This window comes from Serratia montpellierensis, from assembly GCF_020858655.1.
Classification (GTDB): Bacteria; Pseudomonadota; Gammaproteobacteria; order Enterobacterales; family Enterobacteriaceae; genus Serratia; species Serratia montpellierensis.
Map to the genome: position 1 here is coordinate 255,304 of NZ_VOSN01000002.1, position 20,377 is coordinate 275,680.

Sequence of the window (20,377 nt, forward strand, 5' to 3'; positions counted from 1 at the left end):
TCGCTCACTTGCCGCCTTGCTGCGGCCCGAAATCCTTTGGGTACCGGTTAGCTTTCATGTCGGTACTGCATAACTGATTTTATTATGCAGGGTATCCGTTAAATCACATCAATGCTGGGTCGAAACTTTGACCTCCCCCTCAGTTACGCCGTCTGCGGGCGCGGCCTGCGGCACCGGCACGTAAGGCGTTTCCTGGTCGGTGCGTTTCGGGTTTTTGTGCGCCGCCATCGCGGTTTTCACCCCGTAGAAGATGATGCTGTACACCACCAGCAGGAACAGAATGCTCAGCCCGGCGTTGGTGTAGTTGTTCACCACGATGTGGTTCATGTTGGCGATCTGCTGGGCGCTCAGCTCGGCGCCGCCTTCGGCGATCTTGCGCTTGTACTCGCCGGCCAGGAAGAAGAAGCCTTCCAGCTGCGGGTTGTCGCTGAACAGCTTCAGGCCCAGCGCGTAGGTGGTGCAGATCAGCAGCCACACCGCCGGCAGCACGGTCACCCAGATGTATTGGGCGCGTTTCATCTTAATCAGCACCACGGTGCCCAGCACCAGCGCCACGGCGGCCAGCATCTGGTTGGAGATGCCGAACAGCGGCCACAGGCTCTTCACGCCGCCGAGCGGATCCACCACGCCCTGATACAGCAGGTAGCCCCACAGCCCGACGCAGCCGGCGGTACCGACGATGCCGGCCACCAGCGAGTCGGTTTTCTTCAGAAACGGCACGAAGTTGCCCAGCAGGTCCTGCAGCATAAAGCGGCCGGAGCGGGTGCCGGCGTCCAGCGCGGTCAGGATGAACAGCGCCTCGAACAGAATGCCGAAGTGATACCAGAAGCCCATGTTGGCGCCCGGAATGATCTGGTGGAACACGTGGGCGATGCCCACCGCCAGCGTTGGCGCGCCGCCGGCGCGGTTCAGCACCGAAGGTTCGCCGATGTCGGTGGCGGTCTGCAGGATCTGTTCCGGGCTGATGACGAAGCCCCAGGAGCTGACCGCCGCCGCCGCGTGCACGGTCACGTCCTTCAGCGAAGCCATGATCATCGGCGCGTCTTCGGTGCCCAGGCGATGCAGGTCCGGCATGGTGATGCCCAGCGCCGCCGGCGGGGTGTTCATGGCGAAGTACAGGCCCGGCTCGATGATGGACGCCGCCACCAGCGCCATGATGGCGACGAAGGACTCCATCAGCATCGCGCCGTAGCCGATGAAGCGCGCATCGGTCTCATTGGCCAGCAGCTTCGGCGTGGTGCCGGAAGCGATCAGCGCATGGAAGCCGGAGACCGCGCCGCAGGCGATGGTGATGAACAGGAACGGGAACAGGGTGCCTTTCCACACCGGGCCGGTGCCGTCGACGAACTGGGTGACCGCCGGCATTTTCAGCTCAGGGTTGAGGATCACGATGCCGATCGCCAGCCCGACGATCACGCCGATTTTCAGGAAGGTGGCCAGGTAGTCGCGCGGCGCCAGGATCAGCCACACCGGCAGCAGGGCGGAGACAAAGGCGTAGCCGATCAGCGTGAAGGTGATGGTGGTGTCTTTAAAGGTCAGCGCCGGGCCCCAGTACGGGTCGTGCGCCACCACGCCGCCGAACCAGATGGCGGCCACCAGTAGCACGATGCCGATGATTGACACTTCACCCACGCGGCCGGGGCGCAGGTAGCGCATGTAGATGCCCATAAACAGTGCGATTGGCACGGTGGAGCAGACGGTGAACACGCCCCACGGGCTTTCCGCTAGCGCTTTCACCACGATCAGCGCCAGCACCGCCAGGATGATGATCATGATCAGGAAGCAACCGAACAGCGCGATGGTGCCCGGTATCGGCCCCATCTCTTTTTTGATGATCTCACCGAGCGAGGCGCCGTTGCGGCGCGAGGAGATGAACAGCACCATAAAGTCCTGCACCGCCCCCGCCAGCACCACGCCGCCCAGCAACCACAGCGTGCCGGGCAGGTAGCCGACCTGCGCGGCCAGCACCGGCCCCACCAGCGGCCCGGCGCCGGCGATGGCGGCGAAGTGGTGGCCGAACAGCACGTTCTTGTTGGTCGGCACGTAGTTCAGGCCGTCGTTGTTGACCACCGCCGGGGTGGCGCGGCCGGCATCCAGCTTCATCACCTTGGTGGCGATGTACAGGCTGTAGTAGCGGTAGGCCACCAGATACACCGCCACCGAAGCGACGACGATCCACAGCGCGCTGATGTGTTCGCCGCGGCGCAGCGCCACCACGCCGAGGCAGGCTGCGCCGAGTATCCCCAGCAGCATCCACGGAATGTGCTTTAAAATCCCCTCTCGTTTCATGAGGTATCCTTAATTCCAGTCTGCAAAATATGAATGAACTCATCCGCTTGTAAGAGATGTCAGAGTGGCGCGGTGAGCCGTAGCGTCTTTCCCGAGGTAAGGCGGGTTTAGGAACAGCTCATCATCGCCGGGGGTAAGGGGGGAAGACAGGCGTATTTCGCTCAGCGGTCAGATCCGCCGGGTGAACGGTTGGATTGGCGGGGTGAGCGGTTGGCGGCCTGAGCCAGAGAGTCGGCCGCCGGCGGGCGGCGGCCTGTCTCCTCAAACCGTCTGCATGGCCTGCAGCAGGTGGATAAACGCGGCGCTGAGCGGCTGCGTGGCCGGTTCATGGCGGGTAAAGACGTAAAAGCGCGCGCTGATGTCGATCTCGTGCGTCGGGATTTTCTGCAGGTGCAGCTGCGGGGCGTAGTGCGCGACCACCCGATCGCTCAGCAGCGCGATATAGCCCTGCTGCCTGACCAGGCACCAGGTCGCCAGAAAGGAGTCGGTCTCGACGATCTGGCCGTGCTGCGTATAGCGTTCGGCGATCTCGCGGATGGCGGCATGCCCCACCGAGCAGGAACGCGGCACCACCCATTTGGCCTCGGCCGGCGGCTGCCCGGCCGCGCTAAGGTCGCCTCCCTGATAGAGCGAGAAGCGCTCGCTCTTCAGCGACTGCATCGCCAGATCGGCGCCGCCCGCCGCGCCGTTCAGGCTGCTGACCGCCAAATCCAGCTCGCAGTTTCGCAGCCGGGCCAGCAGGCCTTCCGGGCCGTCCTCCACCACCGTCACCCGGGTATGCGGGTAGCGGCGGTTGAAGCCTTCGAGCACCTGAGGCAGGTAGCACAGCAGCGGATCGACGCTCATCCCCACCCGCAGGCGCTTCTCGCCGTCGGCACTCAGGCCGCGCAGCTCGTCAAACGCGTTGAGCAACTGATTGGTGGCGGCGTCTATCCGCCGGTAAAACAGCTCGCCGACCGCCGTCAGGCGTACGCCGCGGTTGCTGCGCTCCAGCAGCCGCGCGCCGATGGTCATTTCCAGCTCTTTCAGCACCCGGCTGAGCGTCGGCTGCGAGATGGCCAGCTTTTTCGCGGCCTCGTGCAAGCTTCCACAGTGGACAATGTCTTTGAACATCGTCAGATGCGCCAGCTTTGGCATGGTTTTCATGGTTGATCTCCCTGGAAGTGAACGGCATTAGCCGGAGCCGGCGATGCGGCTGTAATAGGCCTGTTTCATCATGCTGTCGTTCAGCAATTTATTGATGGTCTGGTCGAGCACCGGCGTGGTGACGGAAGCCGGCATCAAGGTGGCGGTGATCTCCACGTCGTCGTCGCCAAAGGGTTCGATATCCAGATGCGAGATAAAGCAGTTTTCCCCTTGCAGCACCTGTTTGAATTTGGCCAGCGCTTCACGCTGTTCATGCTCGAAGGCAATGACGCAAATCTGGTAGGTAGACTCGCCGTTAAGGTCATTGAAGGGCTGTTTGTTGACCATATTGACCAGCGGGCGCAACAGGGTATTGGCGGCGAGCACGAACAGCGTGGCGGCCAGCGCATCGCCGTACAGGCCGCAGCCGGCGCAGGCGCCGACCGCCGCGGAGCCCCAGAGCGTGGCGGCGGTGTTCAGGCCGCGGATGTTCATCCCTTCTTTCATGATGGCCCCGGCGCCGAGAAAGCCGACGCCGGAGACCACGTAGGAGATGACGCGCACCGCGCCGCCGCTGCCGTCGATGGTCATGGCCAGATGGACGAAGATCGCCGCGCTGGTGGCCACCAGCGTGTTGGTGCGCAGCCCGGCGGTGCGCTGGCGGAACTGTCTTTCGTAGCCGATGGCTGCGCCCAGGACGGACGCGGTCAGCAGCGTCAGCAGTGTATGAATGAAATGCATGATAATAACTCGATGTATTATCCGCTTATCATGAGCCACCCGTGGCGGGGTAACTCTTGATAAACAGGTAGTTAAGTTGGCGGGGTTCCGTCCCGCCAGGCCAGGGCGGCGCTCAGTGCGCGGCGGCGATCTGCCGGCTGAGCGTCTCGCTGATTTTGTCCGTCAGCGGCTGCATCCCCTCGCGGGTGCGCGCCTCGCGGCGCTGCGTGATGTGATAGCAGCCGTCGAGGGTGCCGGCGCCCAGCAGGAGGATGCGGTCAGACATCATCACCGCCTCCTCTACGCTGTGGGTGACCAGCACGATGGAGCGGGTTTTGATCTGGCGCGTGCTCCAGATACGCAGCAGATCGCTGCGCAGGTGTTCGCCGGTATAGACGTCCAGCGCGGAAAACGGCTCGTCCAGCAACAGCAGCATCGGTTCTACCGCCAGCGCGCGCGCGAAGCCGACCCGCTGGCGCATGCCGCCGGAAAGCTCGCGCGGGTAGGCGTCGCGGTAGGGCGTGAGCCCGACCAGTTCGAGCATTTTCAGCGTCTGGGTTTCGACCACCTGCGGCGGCAGATCCTGCGCCTGCAGCCCAAAGGCGATATTTTGGTAGACGTTCAGCCATGGGAAAATGGCGAAGGTCTGGAATACCATGTTGATCTGCGGATTCGGCCCCGAAACTTTTTTATCCCCCAGCATCACGGTGCCCAGATCCGGCGCGATCAGGCCGGAAAGCATGCGCAGCAGGGTGGATTTACCCGAGCCGGACTGCCCCAAAATGCTGACGACCTCGTTGTCGTAAAGGCGCAAATTGATTTCATTCAGCACCAGACGTTTTTCTTTACCGGTAGGCTGAACGCTTTTGCTGACGTTATTGACCGTCAGCAGCGTGGTTTTTTTTACCATCATGATCCGTCTCCACCCAATTTAAAATATGAGCATGGAAAAAAGGGCCGATATTTATCGCCGGGCAGGCGTGAAATAAATGCGGGTGCAAATAAGCCTGACCGTTATCGGACTGTTAATACGCTTATGCTGGAGGGGGTAGCCCATCGGGCGTGCCGGTGCGGCGTGCGCGCAGGCCAGAGGCTGAAGGGTAAAGCGAAGGGATGCTGTAACTGACTCATATCCTGACACTTTCAGGATGCAATGGGATGACTATTGCTCCTGTGACCTCAGCGATTCCAACAATAAAATAAACAACCAACTGTCGCCGTCCATATCATTCTCCCGTTATTTTTCGTGTGGCCATAATACGCGTGCCATAGCCTATTGTTCAATGTGGTTGCACCGAATTATGGCGGCAAAATGTAATTTAATATGAATGCGGGAAAGATTTTCTTTATTCATTAAACGGGGCGTAAACAGAAAGCGCGATAATGAATATAGGCGTCATTTTATGGAAATATAAACCTGAATTAAACGAGAGAATAAGGGGCGGGCGGAAAGTCGAATCATGAACCGGCCGGAGAGCGCCCTCCGGCCGGGATGAGGATCAGAACTGATACATGATGCCGGTTTCGACGATGTCGTCGGCGCCGGCACCGACGGCGTTCTGCCGTTGCAGCAGGTTGAGTTTGTACTCCACGTAGGTCGACATGTTGGCGTTGAAGCTGTAATTCAGCGCCAGATCCAGGTATTTGACCAGATCGGCGTCGCCAATGCCGGGCAGGTTGCGGCCGCGCGTTTGCAGGTAGGCCAGCGAGGGCGTGACGCCGGAATCGAAGTGATACTGCGCGACCGCCTCGACGGCGTCTGCGCGAGGGGCGAAGCCGGCGTAGCGATCGCCGTCGACGTAGGTCATGTTTTCGGTGCGCGCGTAGCTTGCCGCCAGGTAGAGGTTGTCCTGGTCGTATTTCAGCCCCAGCGTCCAGGCCCGGGCGCGATCGCCGTCAGCCAGGCCGAAGCGCTGTTGTGCCAGCGTGCGCGCAGAGTTGGCGTAGGCGCCGCCCACGTTGAGCCCCACGCCGGTGTCGTAGGTGGCGGAAAAGGCGTAGCCATCGCCGTTTTGCGTCTGGATATCCTTCGCCCGTTGAGCGTCGTCCCCCCGATTCTTCCCCTGATATTGCAGGCCGAGATCCAGGCCGTCGACCAGGCCGCCCAGGCTGCGGTTGTGGTAGGTCAGCAGGCCGTTGGCGCGGCCGGTCATAAAGTTGTCGGCCGCTTCGTAGCTGTCGTTGCCGAATTCAGGCAGCACGTCCGTCCAGCCGGCCACGTCATACAGCAGGCCATAGTTGCGGCCGTAATCCAGGCTGCCCCAGGGGCCGAACGTCAATCCGGCGAAGCCCAGGCGGGTATAGCTGTCGCCCGGCCCGGCGCTTTCCGGCTGATCGAGCCCTGCCTGATATTCCCATTGGCCATACCCTGTCAGCGCGTCGCCGATCTGCGTCTCGCCTTTGAAACCGAAGCGGGTATAGGAGCGGTCGCCGTTATTGTCGGCGTCGCTGCTGAAGTAATGCACGCCGTTCAACTGGCCGTACAGATCCAGTTTATTGCCGTCTTTATTGACGATTTCTGCCCCGGTGGCGGCGGCCGGCAGCAGGATGATCAGCGTCATCAGCACGCTTTTATGGTTCATTTCAGTTCCCCAAGTGGATGAAAACAGGGCCGTTAACCGGCCGATTGCGCTTGCGCGATTTTTTTGTACAGGCAGCTGCGGATCCGATCGGTGAGGTGCCGCAGGCTGTCCCGGTTGCGCGCCGCACGCGGGATATTGACGCTGAATTCGTCGTCGATCCGTTTGCTGGCCGCGTCCAGGATCAGCACCCGATCGGACATCAGCACCGCTTCTTCGACGTCGTGCGTCACCATCACCATGGCGCGCGTGCGCAGCCGGTTGTCTCCCCACAGCGCCAGTAGGTCGCCCCGCAGTTTTTGCGCGGTAAAGATATCGAGGGCGGAGAAGGGTTCGTCCAGCAGCAAGAGGTCGGGCTCTACCGCCAACGCCCGGGCGAAGCCCACGCGCTGGCGCATGCCACCCGAGAGCTCGCGCGGCCAGGCGTGCTCATAGCCGGTCAGGCCCACCAGGCGCAGCAGCGCCCCCAGCCGCTCGGCGATCGTCTGCGGCGGCAGCCGTTGCGCCAGCAGCCCGAAGGCGATGTTGTCGTACACCGTTAGCCAGGGATAGAGCGCGTAGGACTGAAACACCATGCCGACGTTAGCGCTCGGGCCATTGATCGGTTTGCCCGCCAGGGTGAGCGTGCCGTTGTCCGGTGGGATCAGCCCGGCCAGCATGCGCAGCAGCGTGGACTTGCCCGAACCGGATTGCCCCAGAATGGTGACGAACTCGCCGGCGTGCACGGTCAGCGATACGTCGCGCAGCACGGGTTTGGGGCGTTTATTTTCGCCGATAAACGTCTTGCTCAGCCGGCGGGCGCTGATAATTACCTCTTGAGTCACCATGTGGCTCCCCCTTGATCAGTCATATTTGAATTTGGTTTCCGCGATGCGATACAGCGGTTGCCAGACGAAGATGATGCACAGCGCCACCAGCGCGCACATGGCGGCGCAGCCCAGCGCAGACTCCGGGTTCTTGCCGGCGTCGGTGACGACGGAAATGAACGCGCCCAGCCCGGTGGCGCTGAGGGTGGTACTGCCCCACTGGATCACCTCGGCGGCGATGGCGCTGTTCCAGGCGCCGCCGGCGGCGGAGATGATGCCCGTCACGATGTAGGGGAAAATTGCCGGCAGCATGTAGTAGCGCCACCAGCGGAAGCGGCGCAGGCCGAAGGTTTCGCTGACTTCGGTGATCTGTGTTGGAATGGCGGAAACGCCGGCGATCACGTTGAACAACACGTACCACTGGGTGCCCAGCATGATCATCGGGATGGCCCACCAGCCGAGATCCTGATGATAAATGGCGATGAAGGCGGCGATCAGCGGGTAGAAAATGTTGGGCGGAATGGCCGCCAGGATCTGGATGATCGGCTGGAAGATCTTCACCAGCCGCGGATTCATGCCGATCCACACCCCCAGCGGCGTGAAGATCGCCACGCTGAGCAGCATGGCCGCGGCCACGCGCGCGGTGGTGAGCAGCATCCATTCCGGCAGCATGGCGAAGTACTGTTTGGGGAAGTATTCCCACAGCCGGTAACCGAACCAGACGCAGGCCAGCACCACGCCGAGATACCACAGGCTGCGCCACAGCCAGTTCCCCTTGGCGGCGAGCTTGAACAGGCGGTGCAGGCCGAGGGCGTACCACAGCCGCGGCAGCTTGAACAGCCACAGGTCAGCCAGCGCGCGCAGCGTGCGGCCGAGCGCCGCGCCGACGTGCGAGAAGGCCAGGCTGTTGTAGAACCACGGATTGCCGAGCGGGCGATTGGCGGTGACGTCCTCATATTTGAAGCGCGCGGTGTAGCGCACCAGCGGGCGGAAAACCAGCTGATCGAGCAGCACGATGTTGGCGGCCAGCGCGACGATCGCATACAGGATCGCCGGCACGTTCTGCTGCGCCAGCGCTTCGGCGATATAGGAGCCGACGCCGGGCAGTTCGACCGAGCGATCGCCGACCGGAATGGCCTCGGAGGCCACCAGGGCGAACCAGGCGGCGGATTGCGACACCATGGCGTTCCACAGCAGGCCCGGCACCGAATAGATGAACTCCAGCCGCCAGAAGCGTTGCCACGGGTTGTAATTGAAGCTGCGGGCGGCTTCGTCCAGCTCCTTGGGCACGATGCGCAGCGTCTGATACAGCGTCAGCATCATGTTCCAGGCCTGGCCGGTAAACACCGCGAAGATGGCGGTGCACTCCAGCCCCATCACGCTGTGCGGGTAGAGGTTGAGAAAATACACGGTCGTGAAGGTCAGGAACCCCACCAGCGGCACCGACTCCATAAAGTTGACGAAGGGCAGGATCACCCGGCGCAGCGGCGCATAGCGCGCGGCCAGCACGGCGAATACCACAGAAAACAGCAGCGACCAGGCCATGCCGAGGAGAAAGCGCATGCTGGTTCTGAGCGAATAATAAAGCAGGTTCCAGGCATCGAGATTAATGGCAGAGACGTTTTGTTCATTGAAGTCAGCGTGCATGTCACCCCAGGCACGAATAAAAAAGGCAATGAAAAAAACACCGATGGCGATAACGATAAAGTCATTTAAATAAGACTTTTTGAAAACAGATGTACCCCGGTTATTTTGCATAACGCAATACCTTATTTTTCCCATAAGAAATCCGTCGCCGCTCGGGGAATATGCCCGGCGACACCAGATAAATACCGCTGTAGCGGTTGAGACAGACGTTGTTTTCGCAGCGGAGCGATGGGCGGGCAGGCAGAGCGGGAAAACCGTCAGAAGGGGAGCGGATGCCGCATTCTGTGTCTTTCAGAATGCAACGCGGATGGCATTACTGAAAGACGCCCAATAGCATTAGCGTAAAACTAAAACTTTCATCGCCCATGGGGCCCTCCTCGGTTTAAATATGGCAGGGAGAGGGTAATGTGTTTCGCTAATAAAAAGCAATTGGCGGCGTAGGGTTTTTACGGTTGATATGTAACAGGATGAATATTCATTTTTTAATCGCTATATTCATAAAATGAAATAACGCATGGTGATGGCAATAAAAACGGTAAAAATAAATCGCGGCGAAATAAAACGGCGCGCCTGAAGGGGGCGCGCCGCCGTAAATCAATAAACCTGCCTGCCGTTGATGCCGGCGGGGAAAATGCCGGTGGCGAACAGATGCCCGTTGGCCTGGATCTGGTCGTCGGGCAGCATCTCCAGCGGGAACTCGGCCGCCAGGCAGCTGAGAAAGGCGTTGCGATCGTCGGTGGTGGTAAAGCCGATCAGATCGTAGAACAGCAGCGACGCGATCAGCTGGCGATGTTCCGGGATGCGCCGCAGCAGCGCCGCCGACGGGAACGGCAGGTGGAAGAAGAACGCGCAGGCGTTCAGCAGTCCTTGCTCCTTCAGCGCCTGGGCGCAGGGCAGCAGCTGATAGTCGTCGATGCAGACGATGTCGCCGGGGCACAGGTGCTCGCAGGCGATATCGGCAAAACGGAGGTTCAACTGCCGGTAGGCGCGGTAGTTTTCCGGCGTGAAGTGCGCCTTCTCCGGCTGGTTGTGGAACACCGGCCATAGGCCGTCGTGGTAATAGCCCTGATAGTGACGGCGAAACTCCTCGATCGACAGCGGAAAGGTCACCTGATCGTAACCGGCGCGTTGGCGGCAACTGATCGGGCGCTGCGCGAAATTCTGCACGTCGCCGTTCCAGCCGAGCCACAGCCCCGGTTCGGCGTCGGCCGCCAGCGTCTGGCCGGCGCAGGCCAGGTCCTTACCGTCGCACTGCTTGTTGGAAATCAGCACCAAACGAGACATGGGGGTCTCCTTATCAGTGAAGGGCGCGCAGGGCGTGCGCCGCACCGTCGGCGCGCCAGGGCGCCTGCAGCGCGGGCAGCGTGACGCGCAGGCCGCGCAAGGCCGGATGCGCCAGGCAGCAGCGCGTCAGCCAGCTTCCCAGCCCGACGCCGCGGTATTCGGCACTGACGAACAGTTCGCTCACCGACGCGAAGGTGGCGTAATCGGTCACCATGCGGGCGAAACCGAGCAGGTGGCGCTTGCGGTACAGCCCGAAGCACAGGCCGTGGTGCACCAGGCGCTCGGCCGCCGCCCGATCCGGCAGGCAGAGGAAACGCTGGATCGCCTCGATATCCAACAACTGCCGATCGGTGCTGATATGAAAAACGCCTTTGCGCCAGCAAAGCAGCGGCTGCACGGGCGCCCGTTGCGGTTGCATATTCATGATTATCCTTAGGTTAATGAACCGGGGGTTACAGCATCCAGCCGAGTTCGGCGGCGGTGACCTGTTCCTCGAAGCGGCGCAGTTCGGCGCTTTTGCAGGTGTGCCACAGGGTGCAGAACGCCGGGCCGAGCAGCTCGCGCAGCGGATCGCTGTGGCGGAACAGTGCCAGCGCTTCCTGCTGGCCGAGTGGCAAGGGCGCGGCGTTATCGCTCTCGCAGCCGTTGGCGGCGGGCGGCAGCGGCAGCGGGTTTTCCAGCCCGTGCAGCAGGCCGCCGAGCATCACCGCCAGCGCCAGATAGGGGTTGGCGTCGGCGCCGGCCAGGCGGTATTCGATGCGCTGGTTGGCGCTGTCGGCGCAGGGCAGGCGCAGCGCCACCGTGCGGTTGTTGTGGCCCCAGGAGGCGCGCAGCGGCACGTGCATTCCGGGGCGGAAGCGGCGAAACGCGTTGATGTTGGGCGCCAGGATCGCCATCGACGCCGGCATCAGCGCCAGCATGCCGGCCATCGCCTGCTGCATGTTGTCGCTCAGTTCGCCCGGCGCGCCGGTCAGCAGGTTCTCGCCGTGCTCGTCCTGCAGGCTGATGTGGAAATGCAGCCCGCTGCCGGCGGCGTGGGCGCAGGGCTTGGCCATAAAGCAGGCGTGCTGGAGATGTTGCTCGGCAATCTGCCGCGTCAGGCGTTTTAGCGCCATGATCTGGTCGCAGGCTTCCAGCACGCGCCGGCTGTGATGCAGATTCAGCTCGTACTGGCCGGAGGCGGCTTCGGCCACCACGCCGGTCAACGGCAGGCTCTGCAGCCGCGCGTGCCGTTCGATGTCGCTCAGCAGCGCATGGTGGCGCTCGGGCGCATCCACCGCGAAGCTCTGCGTTGGGCAGGTTTCCGCCTCGGCGGGATGCTGCGGATCCTGCAGGTAGAACTCCAGTTCGGCCGCCACCACCGGGAAGCAGTTGCGTTCGTGCAGGCGCTTCAGCACCCGTTGCAACACCACGCGCGGCTCCAGCTCACAGGCGCCGCCGTCGGCGTTTTGCATCGTCAGCAGCAGCTGGGCGTGGCGTTCGGGATCGCGCGCACAGGGGCGCAGCGTGCCGGGCACCGGCAGGCACAAGCGGTCCGGCTCGCCCGCCCGTTGCCCCAGCCCGCTTTCTTCAATCACCCGGCCGTGCAGATCCAGGGCGTAGATCGACAGCGGGAAGTAGCAGCCTTTTTCCAGCCCAAAGGCTTCGGCGATCGGCAGCCGCTTGCCGCGCAGCTGGCCGTTCAGATCGTGCAGATAAATATCCAGCTGTTCGGTCTGCGGATAGCGCTGCAGGTAGTGTTCCAGCTCTTTGTGGAAGGCGCGCGTTGGCGAAGCGGGCAGCTCCGCCAACAGCGGATTGAAGCCGATGATATTAGCATGCATGGCTCGCTCCAGAACGGCGACCGGTCACGGCCAGAGGCAGGGATAAACGCATGGGACAACTCTCTTGTGAGGCCATAGTGGCGATGTGAAAAGGGTATCTGCGGCGGCAAAAACTGTCTGTAAAAACGCCGTAACGTTAACGGGGCGCGGAATAAAAATGCCGTAAAGAGCGCGGCGGCGTTGGCGGGTTGGCCGCGCCGGCACGGTCTATACTGGCGAGATGGGCCGTTGAAGGGGAGGCAATGATGAAGAGAATAGGGCTGCTTATCGCCGCGCTGGCCGCGTTCAACGCCACCGCGTCTTCCCCGCAGGCGTGGGCCGAGAGCGAACGGGCGATGCGCGCCGCCTGCCTGAAAGCCAGCGGGCTAAAAAACGCCAGGGTGGAAGGGGCGATCGTTCACTACGGTGACGACGTCGGCTATTCGGCGCTGTTTATCGGCGGGCGCTACCCGCAGCCGTTTATGAAAAACCAGCCGGGCAGGGAGCTGTGCTTATATCAGCGTGCCACGCAGAAGGCGGCGGTGCAGGCTGTGGAGGGGGAATAAATAATCCCAGTCTCCTTACTGTAGCTGTATTTCTCCCTTGGGATTAATTCTTAAGTTGAATTCTTTCATGTATTTACGCCTTTCCGTATCGTTATTCATCGAGACGCCGAGCAAGACCGAGTATTCTCCCGCAGCCCAGTTTACCTGCGGATAAGTGACGCATTGTCCTGGTTTCAGGTCAGGCAACGGAGTGATTTCTGGTGAGGTCCAGACGATATGCCATCGCCGTTGTTCCTGTCGTGAGACGAGCACTCCCCGGTTTTGCAGGCTGTCGCCGCTGCGAACACTGTTGATAGGCACTGCAAAGCAAGGTTGGTTGTCTTTTAGCGAGACATCCAACGGATGGTACCAGGGTTGAGTGGATTGACAGCCGTTCAGTAGCAGTGCGCACAGTAACGAGAGATAAAGTCTTATCATGACAAGGTGTTCCGGTTCTTTGGATTGTTCAGGAAAGCTCGCAATACCCATTCATAGCGTTTTTTGATGTCTGGCCCAATAATGCCGCTGTAGTTGGTGATTACTTGAAAGCCATTGCGTCCGAATTTAGTTAGGTAGAAATAGTCAGCAATGATACTTGCCTGTGCCTCCATTCCATAATCGGATAGAAGATGATAATTGGGCAAGGAATACTGATAGGAAACCGCCCAACTAGCCAACCCGCGCAGGCGTACGTTCATGCCTAATTGATATTGCCAGACATGCGCCATTTCATGGATAAACCAATGCTGATCGTAGGCGTTTGCCGTGGCAAAGTCTTCTTGAAAGTGTTTGGGCATAAAATAGAGCGTGCCATTTGGTGTTACGGCCGTATCTTCATGCTGTAAGCCGAAGGGGAAATAGCTGCCGTTATGGACGCGAACGCGGGAGTAATCGACAGCATTTTTGTAGAGCAGTCTAGCCAATGTGATTTCACCGGCCGTAAGTTTTCTGGCGTTTCCTTGAGTTGTGGCCATGGTTTTAATCCGTTAAAACATGAAAAAAACACCATAGCGAAAGTTCAGACATGATTAACCCACTTTGTCACAATCTTTTGCGTTCGCTCACAAGACGGAAAGGCAAAGGCGTGCTTGGTGTAATTAATTGATTGATATGGAGAATGATTTATTATTTTTATATTAATTCATAAATAAAAAATCGGGTTGCGTGCTTCATTACCTCGCCAAATCCGCATGTTTTCTTCTCTGCCCATCGCGGATGCGCAGTTCACCCAATATTTGATGTGTTATTTCAAGGAGTAACCCATGAGTACCTTAAAGCAACTGCTGGCCTCCCGCACCGCGGAGAGCCGCCGGTGCATCGAGGAAATGGCCGAAGAGATGCTGTTTGAAGCGCACCTGCATCAACTGCGGGAAGCGCTGAATATTTCCCAACAGGAATTGGCGAAAACGCTGGGTATTTCCCAGCCTTCGGTCGCGGCCATCGAAGGGCGCGGCAATGAGCTGAAGATTTCGACCCTGAAACGCTACGTGGAAGCGATGGGCGGCACGCTGCGCCTGGACGTTGAACTGCCGAACGGCAAGCACGTCGGATTTACGGTTTAAGCGCAGGCTGCCCGCCACTCCCCGCCATTTCCCGTTCGATCACCGTCGCCAGCGCCTGCGCGGCGGAAGAGAGTTGGTGCTGCGCCAGGCGGATCAGGCCCACGCGCCGTTCGATAATCGGGCCGATCAGCGGCACGCAGACCGCCCCCAGCTCATCCATCTGTTTCTCGCACAACGCCGGCACCGCGCTGGCGCCGAGGCCGTTGGCCACCATGCGCCCGACCGTCACCAGCTGGTGGCTTTCAAACGCCACCTCCAGCGTTCGCCCGCTGCGGGCCAGCTCCTGCTCCAGCAGCAGCCGCACCGCCGATGGCCGCTGCAGGGTGATGAAATCCAGCGTCAGCAGCTCCTTCCAGCTTACCTGCGCCTTGCGCGCCAGCGCCGAATCCTTCGGTACCACCGCCAGAAAGCGATCGCGGCACAGCGGGGTGAAGTGCAGGGTGTCGCTCGGCTCCGGCTCGAAGGCGATGCCCATCTCCACCCGCCCTTCGCGGATCATTTCAAACACCTGCTCGTTGATGACGTCGTGCACCGCCACGTTGATGCCGGCGTAACGATCGCGAAACGCCTTGAGGATCGGCGGCAGCGGGTTGCCGGCGAACGACGGCATGGCGGCGATCGCCACCTTGCCCATCTGCAGGGTGAAGCGCTGGCGCATCGCCTCTTCCGCGTTGTCCCAATCCGCCAGCAGCTGGCGCGCCATCGGGAAGAAGGTTTCCCCCTCCGGCGTCAGCGTCACTCGGCGGGTGGTGCGCAACAGCAGCGGCCCGCCCAGCGCGTCCTCCAGCCCACGGATCGCCAGGCTGAGCGCCGGCTGAGAAATATTCAGCCGCTCGCTGGCCTGGGCGAAATTCAGAGTGTGAGCTACCGCTAAAAACGCGCGTAACTGTTTGATGCTCATTTTCATTTTGGCTTTCGTTAACTCTTTGTTAATTGTCGGTTAACGACTGATTAATAAAAATTCTAAATGAATGCGGCATAAAAACAAAATTAACAAATCATTTTTGTGACCTGAAGATGCCCTCACGCAAGCCAGGGCATTTCGCCCTGCGCCGCAACATGCAGGGGCAACGATATGGCAGGGCTCGACAAACGCGTCGGCAGCTACCAGGAAGCGCTGGCAGGCCTGACGGACAACATGACGGTGCTGGCGGGCGGCTTTGGCCTGTGCGGTATCCCGGAAAATCTGATCGAAGAGATCCGCCGGCGCGGCGTGCGCGGGTTGACGGTGGTCTCCAACAACTGCGGCGTCGACGGGTTCGGTCTCGGGCGGCTGCTGGAAACCCAGCAGATCCGCAAGGTGGTGGGATCTTACGTCGGCGAAAACGCGCTGTTCGAGCAGCAGGCGCTCAGCGGCGAACTGGAGGTGGATCTCACCCCACAGGGCACGCTGGCGGAGAAGATCCGCGCCGGCGGCGCCGGTATCCCGGCGTTCTTCACCGCCACCGGTTACGGCACGCCGATCGCCGAAGGCAAAGAGGTGCGCGAGTTCAACGGCCGCCCTTACATCATGGAAACCGCCATCACCGGCGATTTCGCCATCGTTAAGGGCTGGAAGGCCGATCACTTCGGCAACGTCATCTACCGCCACACCGCACAGAACTTCAATCCGCTGATGGCGACCGCCGGGCGCATCACGGTGGTGGAAGTGGAAGAGATCGTCGCGCCGGGCGAGCTGGATCCGGCGGCGATCCATACCCCCGGCATCTATGTCGATCGGTTGATTCAGGGCACCTTCGAAAAGCGTATCGAACAACGCACCCTGCGGGCATAAGGAGAATTCGCATGCTTACCCGTGAACAAATGGCGCAGCGCGTGGCGCAAGAGCTGAGGGACGGTTACTACGTCAACCTGGGCATCGGCATCCCGACGCTGGTGGCCAACTACGTGCCGGCGGGCATGGACGTGATGCTGCAGTCGGAAAACGGCCTGCTGGGGATGGGCGAGTTCCCGACCGAGCAGCAGCTGGACGCCGACATGATCAACGCCGGCAAGCAGACGGTCACCGCGCGCCTCGGCGCGTCGATCTTCGATTCGGCGCAGTCGTTCGCCATGATCCGCGGCGGCCACGTCGATCTGACCGTACTGGGGGCGTTTGAAGTGGACGTCGGGGGCAACATCGCCTCGTGGATGATCCCCGGCAAGATGGTCAAGGGCATGGGCGGCGCGATGGATTTGGTGGCGGGGGCGGAGAACATCATCGTGGTGATGACCCACGCCTCGAAGGGCGGCGAGTCCAAGCTGCTGCCGCGCTGCACGCTGCCGCTGACCGGCGCCAACTGCATCCGCAAGGTATTGACCGATCTGGCCTATCTGGAAATTGAAGACGGCGCCTTCGTGCTGCGCGAACGCGCGCCGGGCGTCAGCGTGGCGGAGATTGTCGCCAAAACCGCCGGCCGGCTGATCGTGCCGGAGCATGTGCCGGAAATGCGTTTCTGAAACGGGAGGTGAATGTGCAACAACGTGAAGTGGTGATTGTGGCGGCGACGCGCACGCCGGTCGGCAGTTTTCACGGCGCGCTGGCGCCGCTGACGGCGGTGGAACTGGGCACGGCGGCGGTGCAGGGGCTGCTGGCGCAAAGCGGCGTGGCGCCGCAGCAGATCGATGAAGTGATCCTCGGCCAGGTGCTGACCGCCGGCTGCGGGCAGAATCCGGCGCGCCAGACCGCGCTGAATGCCGGGCTGCCCGTGACGACGCCGGCGCTGACCATCAACAAGGTGTGCGGCTCTGGTTTGAAGGCGGTGCATCTGGCGGTGCAGGCGATCCGCAGCGGCGACGCCGAGGCGGTGATCGCCGGCGGCCAGGAGAGCATGAGCCAGTCGCCTTACCTGATGGCCGGTGCGCGCGCCGGCCTGCGCCTCGGTCACGCGCAGATGGTGGACAGCGTGATCCACGATGGCCTGTGGGACGCGTTCAACGACTACCACATGGGCATCACCGCCGAGAACCTGGCGGAGAAATTCGCCATCAGCAGGGAAGAACAAGACAGGTTCGCGCTGCGCTCGCAGCAGAAGGCGCAGGCGGCGCAGCAGGCCGGGCGTTTTGTGCAGGAGATCACGCCAGTGACGGTGCCGAAGCCGAAGGGCGAAGCGTTGCTTGTTAAGCACGACGAACAGCCGCGCGACACCAGCCTGGAGGCGCTGGCGCGGCTGCGCCCGGCGTTCAGCAAGGAGGGCACGGTAACCGCCGGCAACGCCTCGTCGCTCAACGACGGCGCCGCCGTGGTGCTGCTGATGAGCGCGGAAAAAGCCGCCGCGCTGCGCTTGCCGGTGCTGGCGCGCATCGCCGGTTACGCGTCGTCGGGCGTCGATCCGGCGATCATGGGCATCGGCCCGGCGCCGGCCGCGCGCCGCTGCCTGGAGAAAGCCGGCTGGCGGCTGGAGGAGGTCGATCTGATCGAAGCCAACGAAGCCTTCGCCGCGCAGGCGCTGGCGGTGGGCAAAGAACTGGGCTGGGAGGCGGAGCGGGTCAACGTCAACGGCGGGGCGATCGCGCTGGGGCATCCGATCGGCGCGTCCGGCTGCCGCATTTTGGTGTCGTTGCTGTTCGAAATGCAGCGCCGTGGGGTGAACAAGGGGCTGGCGATGCTGTGCATCGGCGGCGGGCAGGGCGTGGCGCTGGCGGTAGAGCGCCCGTAAACAACCGAGGAGGGCACCATGCAGTCATCTGACTATGCGGTACTGGGCGCCGGGCTGATGGGGGTGGGTATCGCCACCCACTTTATTCGCCACGGCCATGAGGTGCTGCTGTATGACCCGGATCCGCAGCGGCGGGTGGAAGCGCCTGCGGTGGCGAGCGGCATTCTGGCCGAGCTGAGCGACGTCGGGCAGTTTGATAACGCTGAGCGCGATGCGGCGCTGGCGCGCCTGCGTGTGACCGGCGATCTGAACGACGTGGCGCGCGCCCGGCTGCTTATCGAGGCGATCCCGGAACGGCTCGAGCTGAAGCACGCGCTGTATGAGCAGTTGGAAGGGCTGATCGCCGACGACGCGGTGATTGCCAGCAACACCAGCGGCCTGCCGCCGGACGAGTTGGCGGCGCGCATGACCCATCCGCAGCGCCTGCTGATCGCCCACTTCTGGCACCCGCCGCACCTGATCCCGCTGGTGGAGATCGTGCCCGGCCGCGCCACCGATCCGCGCCATCTGGCGGCGGTGCAGGCGCTGCTCGGCGGGATGGCGTTGGAGGCGGTGCTGCTGGAGCGCGCCGCGCCGGGGTTTGTCGGCAACCGGCTGCAGTTTGCGGTGCTGCGCGAGGCGCTGCACATCGTCCACAGCGGCATCGCCAGCGCCGAGGTGGTGGATCAGGTGATGCGCGCCTCGCTGGGGCGGCGTTACGCCATGGTCGGCCCGCTGGAGGCCGCCGACATGACCGGGCTGGCGACGGTGGCGGACATCGCTCGCCACCTGTTCCCGGAACTGGCGACCGGCGACGAGATGATGGCGCTGGTGGAACAGCGGCTGCAGCGCGGCGATACCGGCCAGCGCAGCGGCCGAGGATTTTATCTTTGGGATGAAGCCCGCAGGGAACGCATTCAACGGCGACGGGCGCATCAGCTGCGCTTTGCGCTGAAACCGTAATTTCGCACTCCGTACCTGACAATAACAACGATAGCGAGGTGTCCGATGAGCGTTTTGATTGCCCTGGCAGCACTGGGATTACTGATGCTGGCCGCCTATCGCGGCTACAGCGTGATTTTGTTCGCCCCGATCGCCGCGCTGGGCGCGGTGCTGTTGACCGATCCCGGCGCGGTGGCGCCGACCTTCACCGGGCTGTTTATGGAGAAGATGGTCGGCTTCGTGAAGCTCTACTTCCCGGTGTTCCTGCTGGGGGCGGTGTTCGGCAAGCTGATCGAGCTGTCCGGCTTCTCCCGTTCGATCGTCGCGGCGGCGATCCGCATTCTCGGCCGGCGTCACGCCATTCCGGTGATCGTGCTGGTGTGCGCGCTGCTGACCTACGGCGGGGTGTCGCTGTTCGTGGTGGCGTTCGCGGTCTATCCGTTCGCCGCCGAGCTGTTCCGCCAGAGTGGTATCCCCAAGCGGCTGATCCCGGCTACCGTGGCGCTCGGCGCCTTCTCCTTCACCATGGACGCCTTGCCCGGCACGCCGCAGATCCAAAACATCATCCCGACCAGTTTCTTCGGCACCAATGCCTGGGCCGCGCCCTGGCTGGGGTTGATCGGCTCGCTGTTCATCATCGCGGTCGGTCTGCTGTATCTTGAACGCCAGCGGCGCAAGGCGCAGCTGAAGGGAGAAGGGTACGGCACCGATCTGCTGAACGAGCCGGAAACCCCGGACGACATCAACCTGCCGAATCCGCTGATCGCCATCCTGCCGTTGATTTTGGTCGGGGTATTCAACCTTGGCTTCACCCATTGGATCCCGCAGTGGTACGGCGCCAGCCACGAGCTGACGCTGCCGGGGCTGGCCAAGCCGATCACCACCGACGTGGCGAAGATCACCGCCATCTGGGCGGTGGAAGCGGCGCTGGTGTCGGGTATTCTGCTGGTGGTGGTGTTCGGCTTTCGCAATATTCGCGGCCGGCTGGCGGAAGGCAGCAAGACGGCGGTCGGCGGCGCGATCCTGGCGGCGATGAACACCGCCTCCGAATACGGCTTCGGCGCGGTGATCGCGGCGCTGCCGGGCTTTTTGGTGCTGTCGCAGGCGCTGTCGGCGATCCCCAACCCGCTGCTGAACGAAGCGATCAGCGTTACCCTGCTGGCCGGCATCACCGGATCGGCCTCCGGCGGCATGAGCATCGCGCTGGCGGCGATGTCCGACAGCTTTATCGCCGCCGCCCATGCGGCACAGATTCCGCTGGAGGTGCTGCACCGTGTGGCCTCGATGGCCAGCGGCGGCATGGACACCTTGCCGCACAACGGCGCGGTGATCACCCTGCTGGCGATCACCGGCCTTAGCCACCGGCAGGCCTATGGCGGCATCTTCGCCATCACCCTGATCAAGAGCGCCGCGGTGCTGTTCGTGATCGGCGTGTTCTACCTGACCGGCATTGTTTAAA

Annotated in this window: 20 protein-coding genes; 7 read left to right on the plus strand and 13 right to left on the minus strand. The window is 62.1% G+C overall.

Annotated elements, in window-relative coordinates; translation table 11 throughout:
* Positions 1-108: 108 nt before the first annotated feature.
* The 10 genes from FUU19_RS02440 to FUU19_RS02485 all read right to left on the minus strand — a co-directional run bounded on the left by FUU19_RS02440 (position 109) and on the right by FUU19_RS02485 (position 12,273).
* The gene (locus FUU19_RS02440; protein ID WP_048795356.1) at positions 109-2,289 is read right to left on the minus strand and encodes a carbon starvation CstA family protein; all 2,181 of its coding nucleotides are present in this window, start codon (positions 2,287-2,289) and stop codon (positions 109-111) included.
* A 261-nt stretch (positions 2,290-2,550) separates the two neighbouring features.
* The gene (locus FUU19_RS02445) at positions 2,551-3,435 is read right to left on the minus strand and encodes a LysR family transcriptional regulator (RefSeq protein WP_230489544.1); all 885 of its coding nucleotides are present in this window, start codon (positions 3,433-3,435) and stop codon (positions 2,551-2,553) included.
* A gap of 27 nt (positions 3,436-3,462) precedes the next feature.
* The gene (locus tag FUU19_RS02450; RefSeq protein ID WP_047569513.1) at positions 3,463-4,155 is read right to left on the minus strand and encodes an MgtC/SapB family protein; all 693 of its coding nucleotides are present in this window, start codon (positions 4,153-4,155) and stop codon (positions 3,463-3,465) included.
* Positions 4,156-4,267: 112 nt separating this feature from the next.
* On the minus strand, positions 4,268-5,047 hold the full coding sequence (locus FUU19_RS02455) for an ABC transporter ATP-binding protein (RefSeq protein WP_230489545.1): 780 nt from the start codon (positions 5,045-5,047) through the stop codon (positions 4,268-4,270).
* A 586-nt stretch (positions 5,048-5,633) separates the two neighbouring features.
* The gene (locus FUU19_RS02460) at positions 5,634-6,716 is read right to left on the minus strand and encodes a porin (protein ID WP_230489546.1); all 1,083 of its coding nucleotides are present in this window, start codon (positions 6,714-6,716) and stop codon (positions 5,634-5,636) included.
* Between the two features lie 32 nt (positions 6,717-6,748).
* Positions 6,749-7,540, minus strand: a complete 792-nt coding sequence (locus FUU19_RS02465; protein ID WP_230489547.1) for an ABC transporter ATP-binding protein — start codon at positions 7,538-7,540, stop codon at positions 6,749-6,751.
* Between the two features lie 15 nt (positions 7,541-7,555).
* A complete protein-coding gene (locus FUU19_RS02470; protein WP_230489548.1) occupies positions 7,556-9,166 on the minus strand; it encodes an ABC transporter permease in 1,611 nt (536 codons plus the stop codon).
* Between the two features lie 594 nt (positions 9,167-9,760).
* Entirely contained in the window at positions 9,761-10,450 is a 690-nt protein-coding gene (locus FUU19_RS02475) for a trehalose-6-phosphate synthase (RefSeq protein WP_141957852.1), read from the minus strand.
* A gap of 13 nt (positions 10,451-10,463) precedes the next feature.
* A complete protein-coding gene (locus tag FUU19_RS02480) occupies positions 10,464-10,874 on the minus strand; it encodes a GNAT family N-acetyltransferase (protein WP_230489549.1) in 411 nt (136 codons plus the stop codon).
* Positions 10,875-10,902: 28 nt separating this feature from the next.
* Positions 10,903-12,273 (minus strand): glutamine synthetase family protein, encoded by a 1,371-nt coding sequence (locus FUU19_RS02485; RefSeq protein WP_230489550.1) that lies wholly within the window; start codon positions 12,271-12,273, stop codon positions 10,903-10,905.
* Between the two features lie 245 nt (positions 12,274-12,518).
* On the opposite strand from FUU19_RS02485, the gene FUU19_RS02490 reads away from it, so the two are divergent.
* On the plus strand, positions 12,519-12,818 hold the full coding sequence (locus tag FUU19_RS02490) for a hypothetical protein (RefSeq protein ID WP_197759249.1): 300 nt from the start codon (positions 12,519-12,521) through the stop codon (positions 12,816-12,818).
* A gap of 15 nt (positions 12,819-12,833) precedes the next feature.
* Here FUU19_RS02490 and FUU19_RS02495 read toward each other — a convergent pair whose 3' ends face one another.
* Positions 12,834-13,235 carry a putative T6SS immunity periplasmic lipoprotein gene (locus FUU19_RS02495; RefSeq protein WP_230489551.1) on the minus strand — a complete coding sequence of 134 codons (402 nt, stop codon included), beginning with the start codon at positions 13,233-13,235 and terminating at the stop codon, positions 12,834-12,836.
* On the minus strand, positions 13,232-13,771 hold the full coding sequence (locus FUU19_RS02500; RefSeq protein WP_025305148.1) for a hypothetical protein: 540 nt from the start codon (positions 13,769-13,771) through the stop codon (positions 13,232-13,234). Before FUU19_RS02500 ends, FUU19_RS02495 begins: the two co-directional genes overlap by 4 nt.
* A 288-nt stretch (positions 13,772-14,059) precedes the next feature.
* Here FUU19_RS02500 and FUU19_RS02505 point away from each other — a divergent pair, with 288 nt between their 5' ends.
* Positions 14,060-14,359: a helix-turn-helix domain-containing protein gene (locus tag FUU19_RS02505; protein WP_230489552.1), complete on the plus strand. Its 300-nt coding sequence runs from the start codon at positions 14,060-14,062 to the stop codon at positions 14,357-14,359.
* Here FUU19_RS02505 and FUU19_RS02510 read toward each other — a convergent pair.
* Entirely contained in the window at positions 14,349-15,266 is a 918-nt protein-coding gene (locus FUU19_RS02510; protein WP_049272489.1) for a LysR family transcriptional regulator, read from the minus strand. The genes FUU19_RS02505 and FUU19_RS02510 overlap by 11 nt on opposite strands.
* 168 nt (positions 15,267-15,434) lie before the next feature.
* Between FUU19_RS02510 and FUU19_RS02515 the strand changes: the two genes are divergently transcribed.
* The 5 genes from FUU19_RS02515 to FUU19_RS02535 are packed head-to-tail and all read left to right on the plus strand — an operon-like array spanning position 15,435 to position 20,376.
* Positions 15,435-16,133 (plus strand): CoA transferase subunit A, encoded by a 699-nt coding sequence (locus FUU19_RS02515; protein WP_049212496.1) that lies wholly within the window; start codon positions 15,435-15,437, stop codon positions 16,131-16,133.
* Positions 16,134-16,144: 11 nt separating this feature from the next.
* Complete coding sequence (locus FUU19_RS02520) at positions 16,145-16,798, plus strand: CoA transferase subunit B (protein ID WP_197767065.1); 654 nt, start codon at positions 16,145-16,147, stop codon at positions 16,796-16,798.
* A 14-nt stretch (positions 16,799-16,812) separates the two neighbouring features.
* Positions 16,813-17,997: an acetyl-CoA C-acetyltransferase gene (locus FUU19_RS02525; protein ID WP_230489553.1), complete on the plus strand. Its 1,185-nt coding sequence runs from the start codon at positions 16,813-16,815 to the stop codon at positions 17,995-17,997.
* Positions 17,998-18,015: 18 nt separating this feature from the next.
* Positions 18,016-18,939, plus strand: a complete 924-nt coding sequence (locus tag FUU19_RS02530; protein WP_043136227.1) for a 3-hydroxyacyl-CoA dehydrogenase family protein — start codon at positions 18,016-18,018, stop codon at positions 18,937-18,939.
* Between the two features lie 45 nt (positions 18,940-18,984).
* Complete coding sequence (locus tag FUU19_RS02535) at positions 18,985-20,376, plus strand: GntP family permease (RefSeq protein ID WP_033641736.1); 1,392 nt, start codon at positions 18,985-18,987, stop codon at positions 20,374-20,376.
* The last annotated feature ends 1 nt before the right edge of the window (position 20,377 follow it).

Excerpts from the sequence above, each read along its gene's own strand:
- FUU19_RS02440 (WP_048795356.1), bottom strand. The coding sequence starts at position 2,289 with ATGAAACGAGAGGGGATTTTAAAGCACATTCCGTGGATGCTGCTGGGG.
- FUU19_RS02445 (WP_230489544.1), bottom strand. The coding sequence starts at position 3,435 with ATGAAAACCATGCCAAAGCTGGCGCATCTGACGATGTTCAAAGACATT.
- FUU19_RS02450 (WP_047569513.1), bottom strand. The coding sequence starts at position 4,155 with ATGCATTTCATTCATACACTGCTGACGCTGCTGACCGCGTCCGTCCTG.
- FUU19_RS02455 (WP_230489545.1), bottom strand. The coding sequence starts at position 5,047 with ATGATGGTAAAAAAAACCACGCTGCTGACGGTCAATAACGTCAGCAAA.
- FUU19_RS02460 (WP_230489546.1), bottom strand. The coding sequence starts at position 6,716 with ATGAACCATAAAAGCGTGCTGATGACGCTGATCATCCTGCTGCCGGCC.
- FUU19_RS02465 (WP_230489547.1), bottom strand. The coding sequence starts at position 7,540 with ATGGTGACTCAAGAGGTAATTATCAGCGCCCGCCGGCTGAGCAAGACG.
- FUU19_RS02470 (WP_230489548.1), bottom strand. The coding sequence starts at position 9,166 with ATGCACGCTGACTTCAATGAACAAAACGTCTCTGCCATTAATCTCGAT.
- FUU19_RS02475 (WP_141957852.1), bottom strand. The coding sequence starts at position 10,450 with ATGTCTCGTTTGGTGCTGATTTCCAACAAGCAGTGCGACGGTAAGGAC.
- FUU19_RS02480 (WP_230489549.1), bottom strand. The coding sequence starts at position 10,874 with ATGAATATGCAACCGCAACGGGCGCCCGTGCAGCCGCTGCTTTGCTGG.
- FUU19_RS02485 (WP_230489550.1), bottom strand. The coding sequence starts at position 12,273 with ATGCATGCTAATATCATCGGCTTCAATCCGCTGTTGGCGGAGCTGCCC.
- FUU19_RS02490 (WP_197759249.1), top strand. The coding sequence starts at position 12,519 with ATGAAGAGAATAGGGCTGCTTATCGCCGCGCTGGCCGCGTTCAACGCC.
- FUU19_RS02495 (WP_230489551.1), bottom strand. The coding sequence starts at position 13,235 with ATGATAAGACTTTATCTCTCGTTACTGTGCGCACTGCTACTGAACGGC.
- FUU19_RS02500 (WP_025305148.1), bottom strand. The coding sequence starts at position 13,771 with ATGGCCACAACTCAAGGAAACGCCAGAAAACTTACGGCCGGTGAAATC.
- FUU19_RS02505 (WP_230489552.1), top strand. The coding sequence starts at position 14,060 with ATGAGTACCTTAAAGCAACTGCTGGCCTCCCGCACCGCGGAGAGCCGC.
- FUU19_RS02510 (WP_049272489.1), bottom strand. The coding sequence starts at position 15,266 with ATGAAAATGAGCATCAAACAGTTACGCGCGTTTTTAGCGGTAGCTCAC.
- FUU19_RS02515 (WP_049212496.1), top strand. The coding sequence starts at position 15,435 with ATGGCAGGGCTCGACAAACGCGTCGGCAGCTACCAGGAAGCGCTGGCA.
- FUU19_RS02520 (WP_197767065.1), top strand. The coding sequence starts at position 16,145 with ATGCTTACCCGTGAACAAATGGCGCAGCGCGTGGCGCAAGAGCTGAGG.
- FUU19_RS02530 (WP_043136227.1), top strand. The coding sequence starts at position 18,016 with ATGCAGTCATCTGACTATGCGGTACTGGGCGCCGGGCTGATGGGGGTG.
- FUU19_RS02535 (WP_033641736.1), top strand. The coding sequence starts at position 18,985 with ATGAGCGTTTTGATTGCCCTGGCAGCACTGGGATTACTGATGCTGGCC.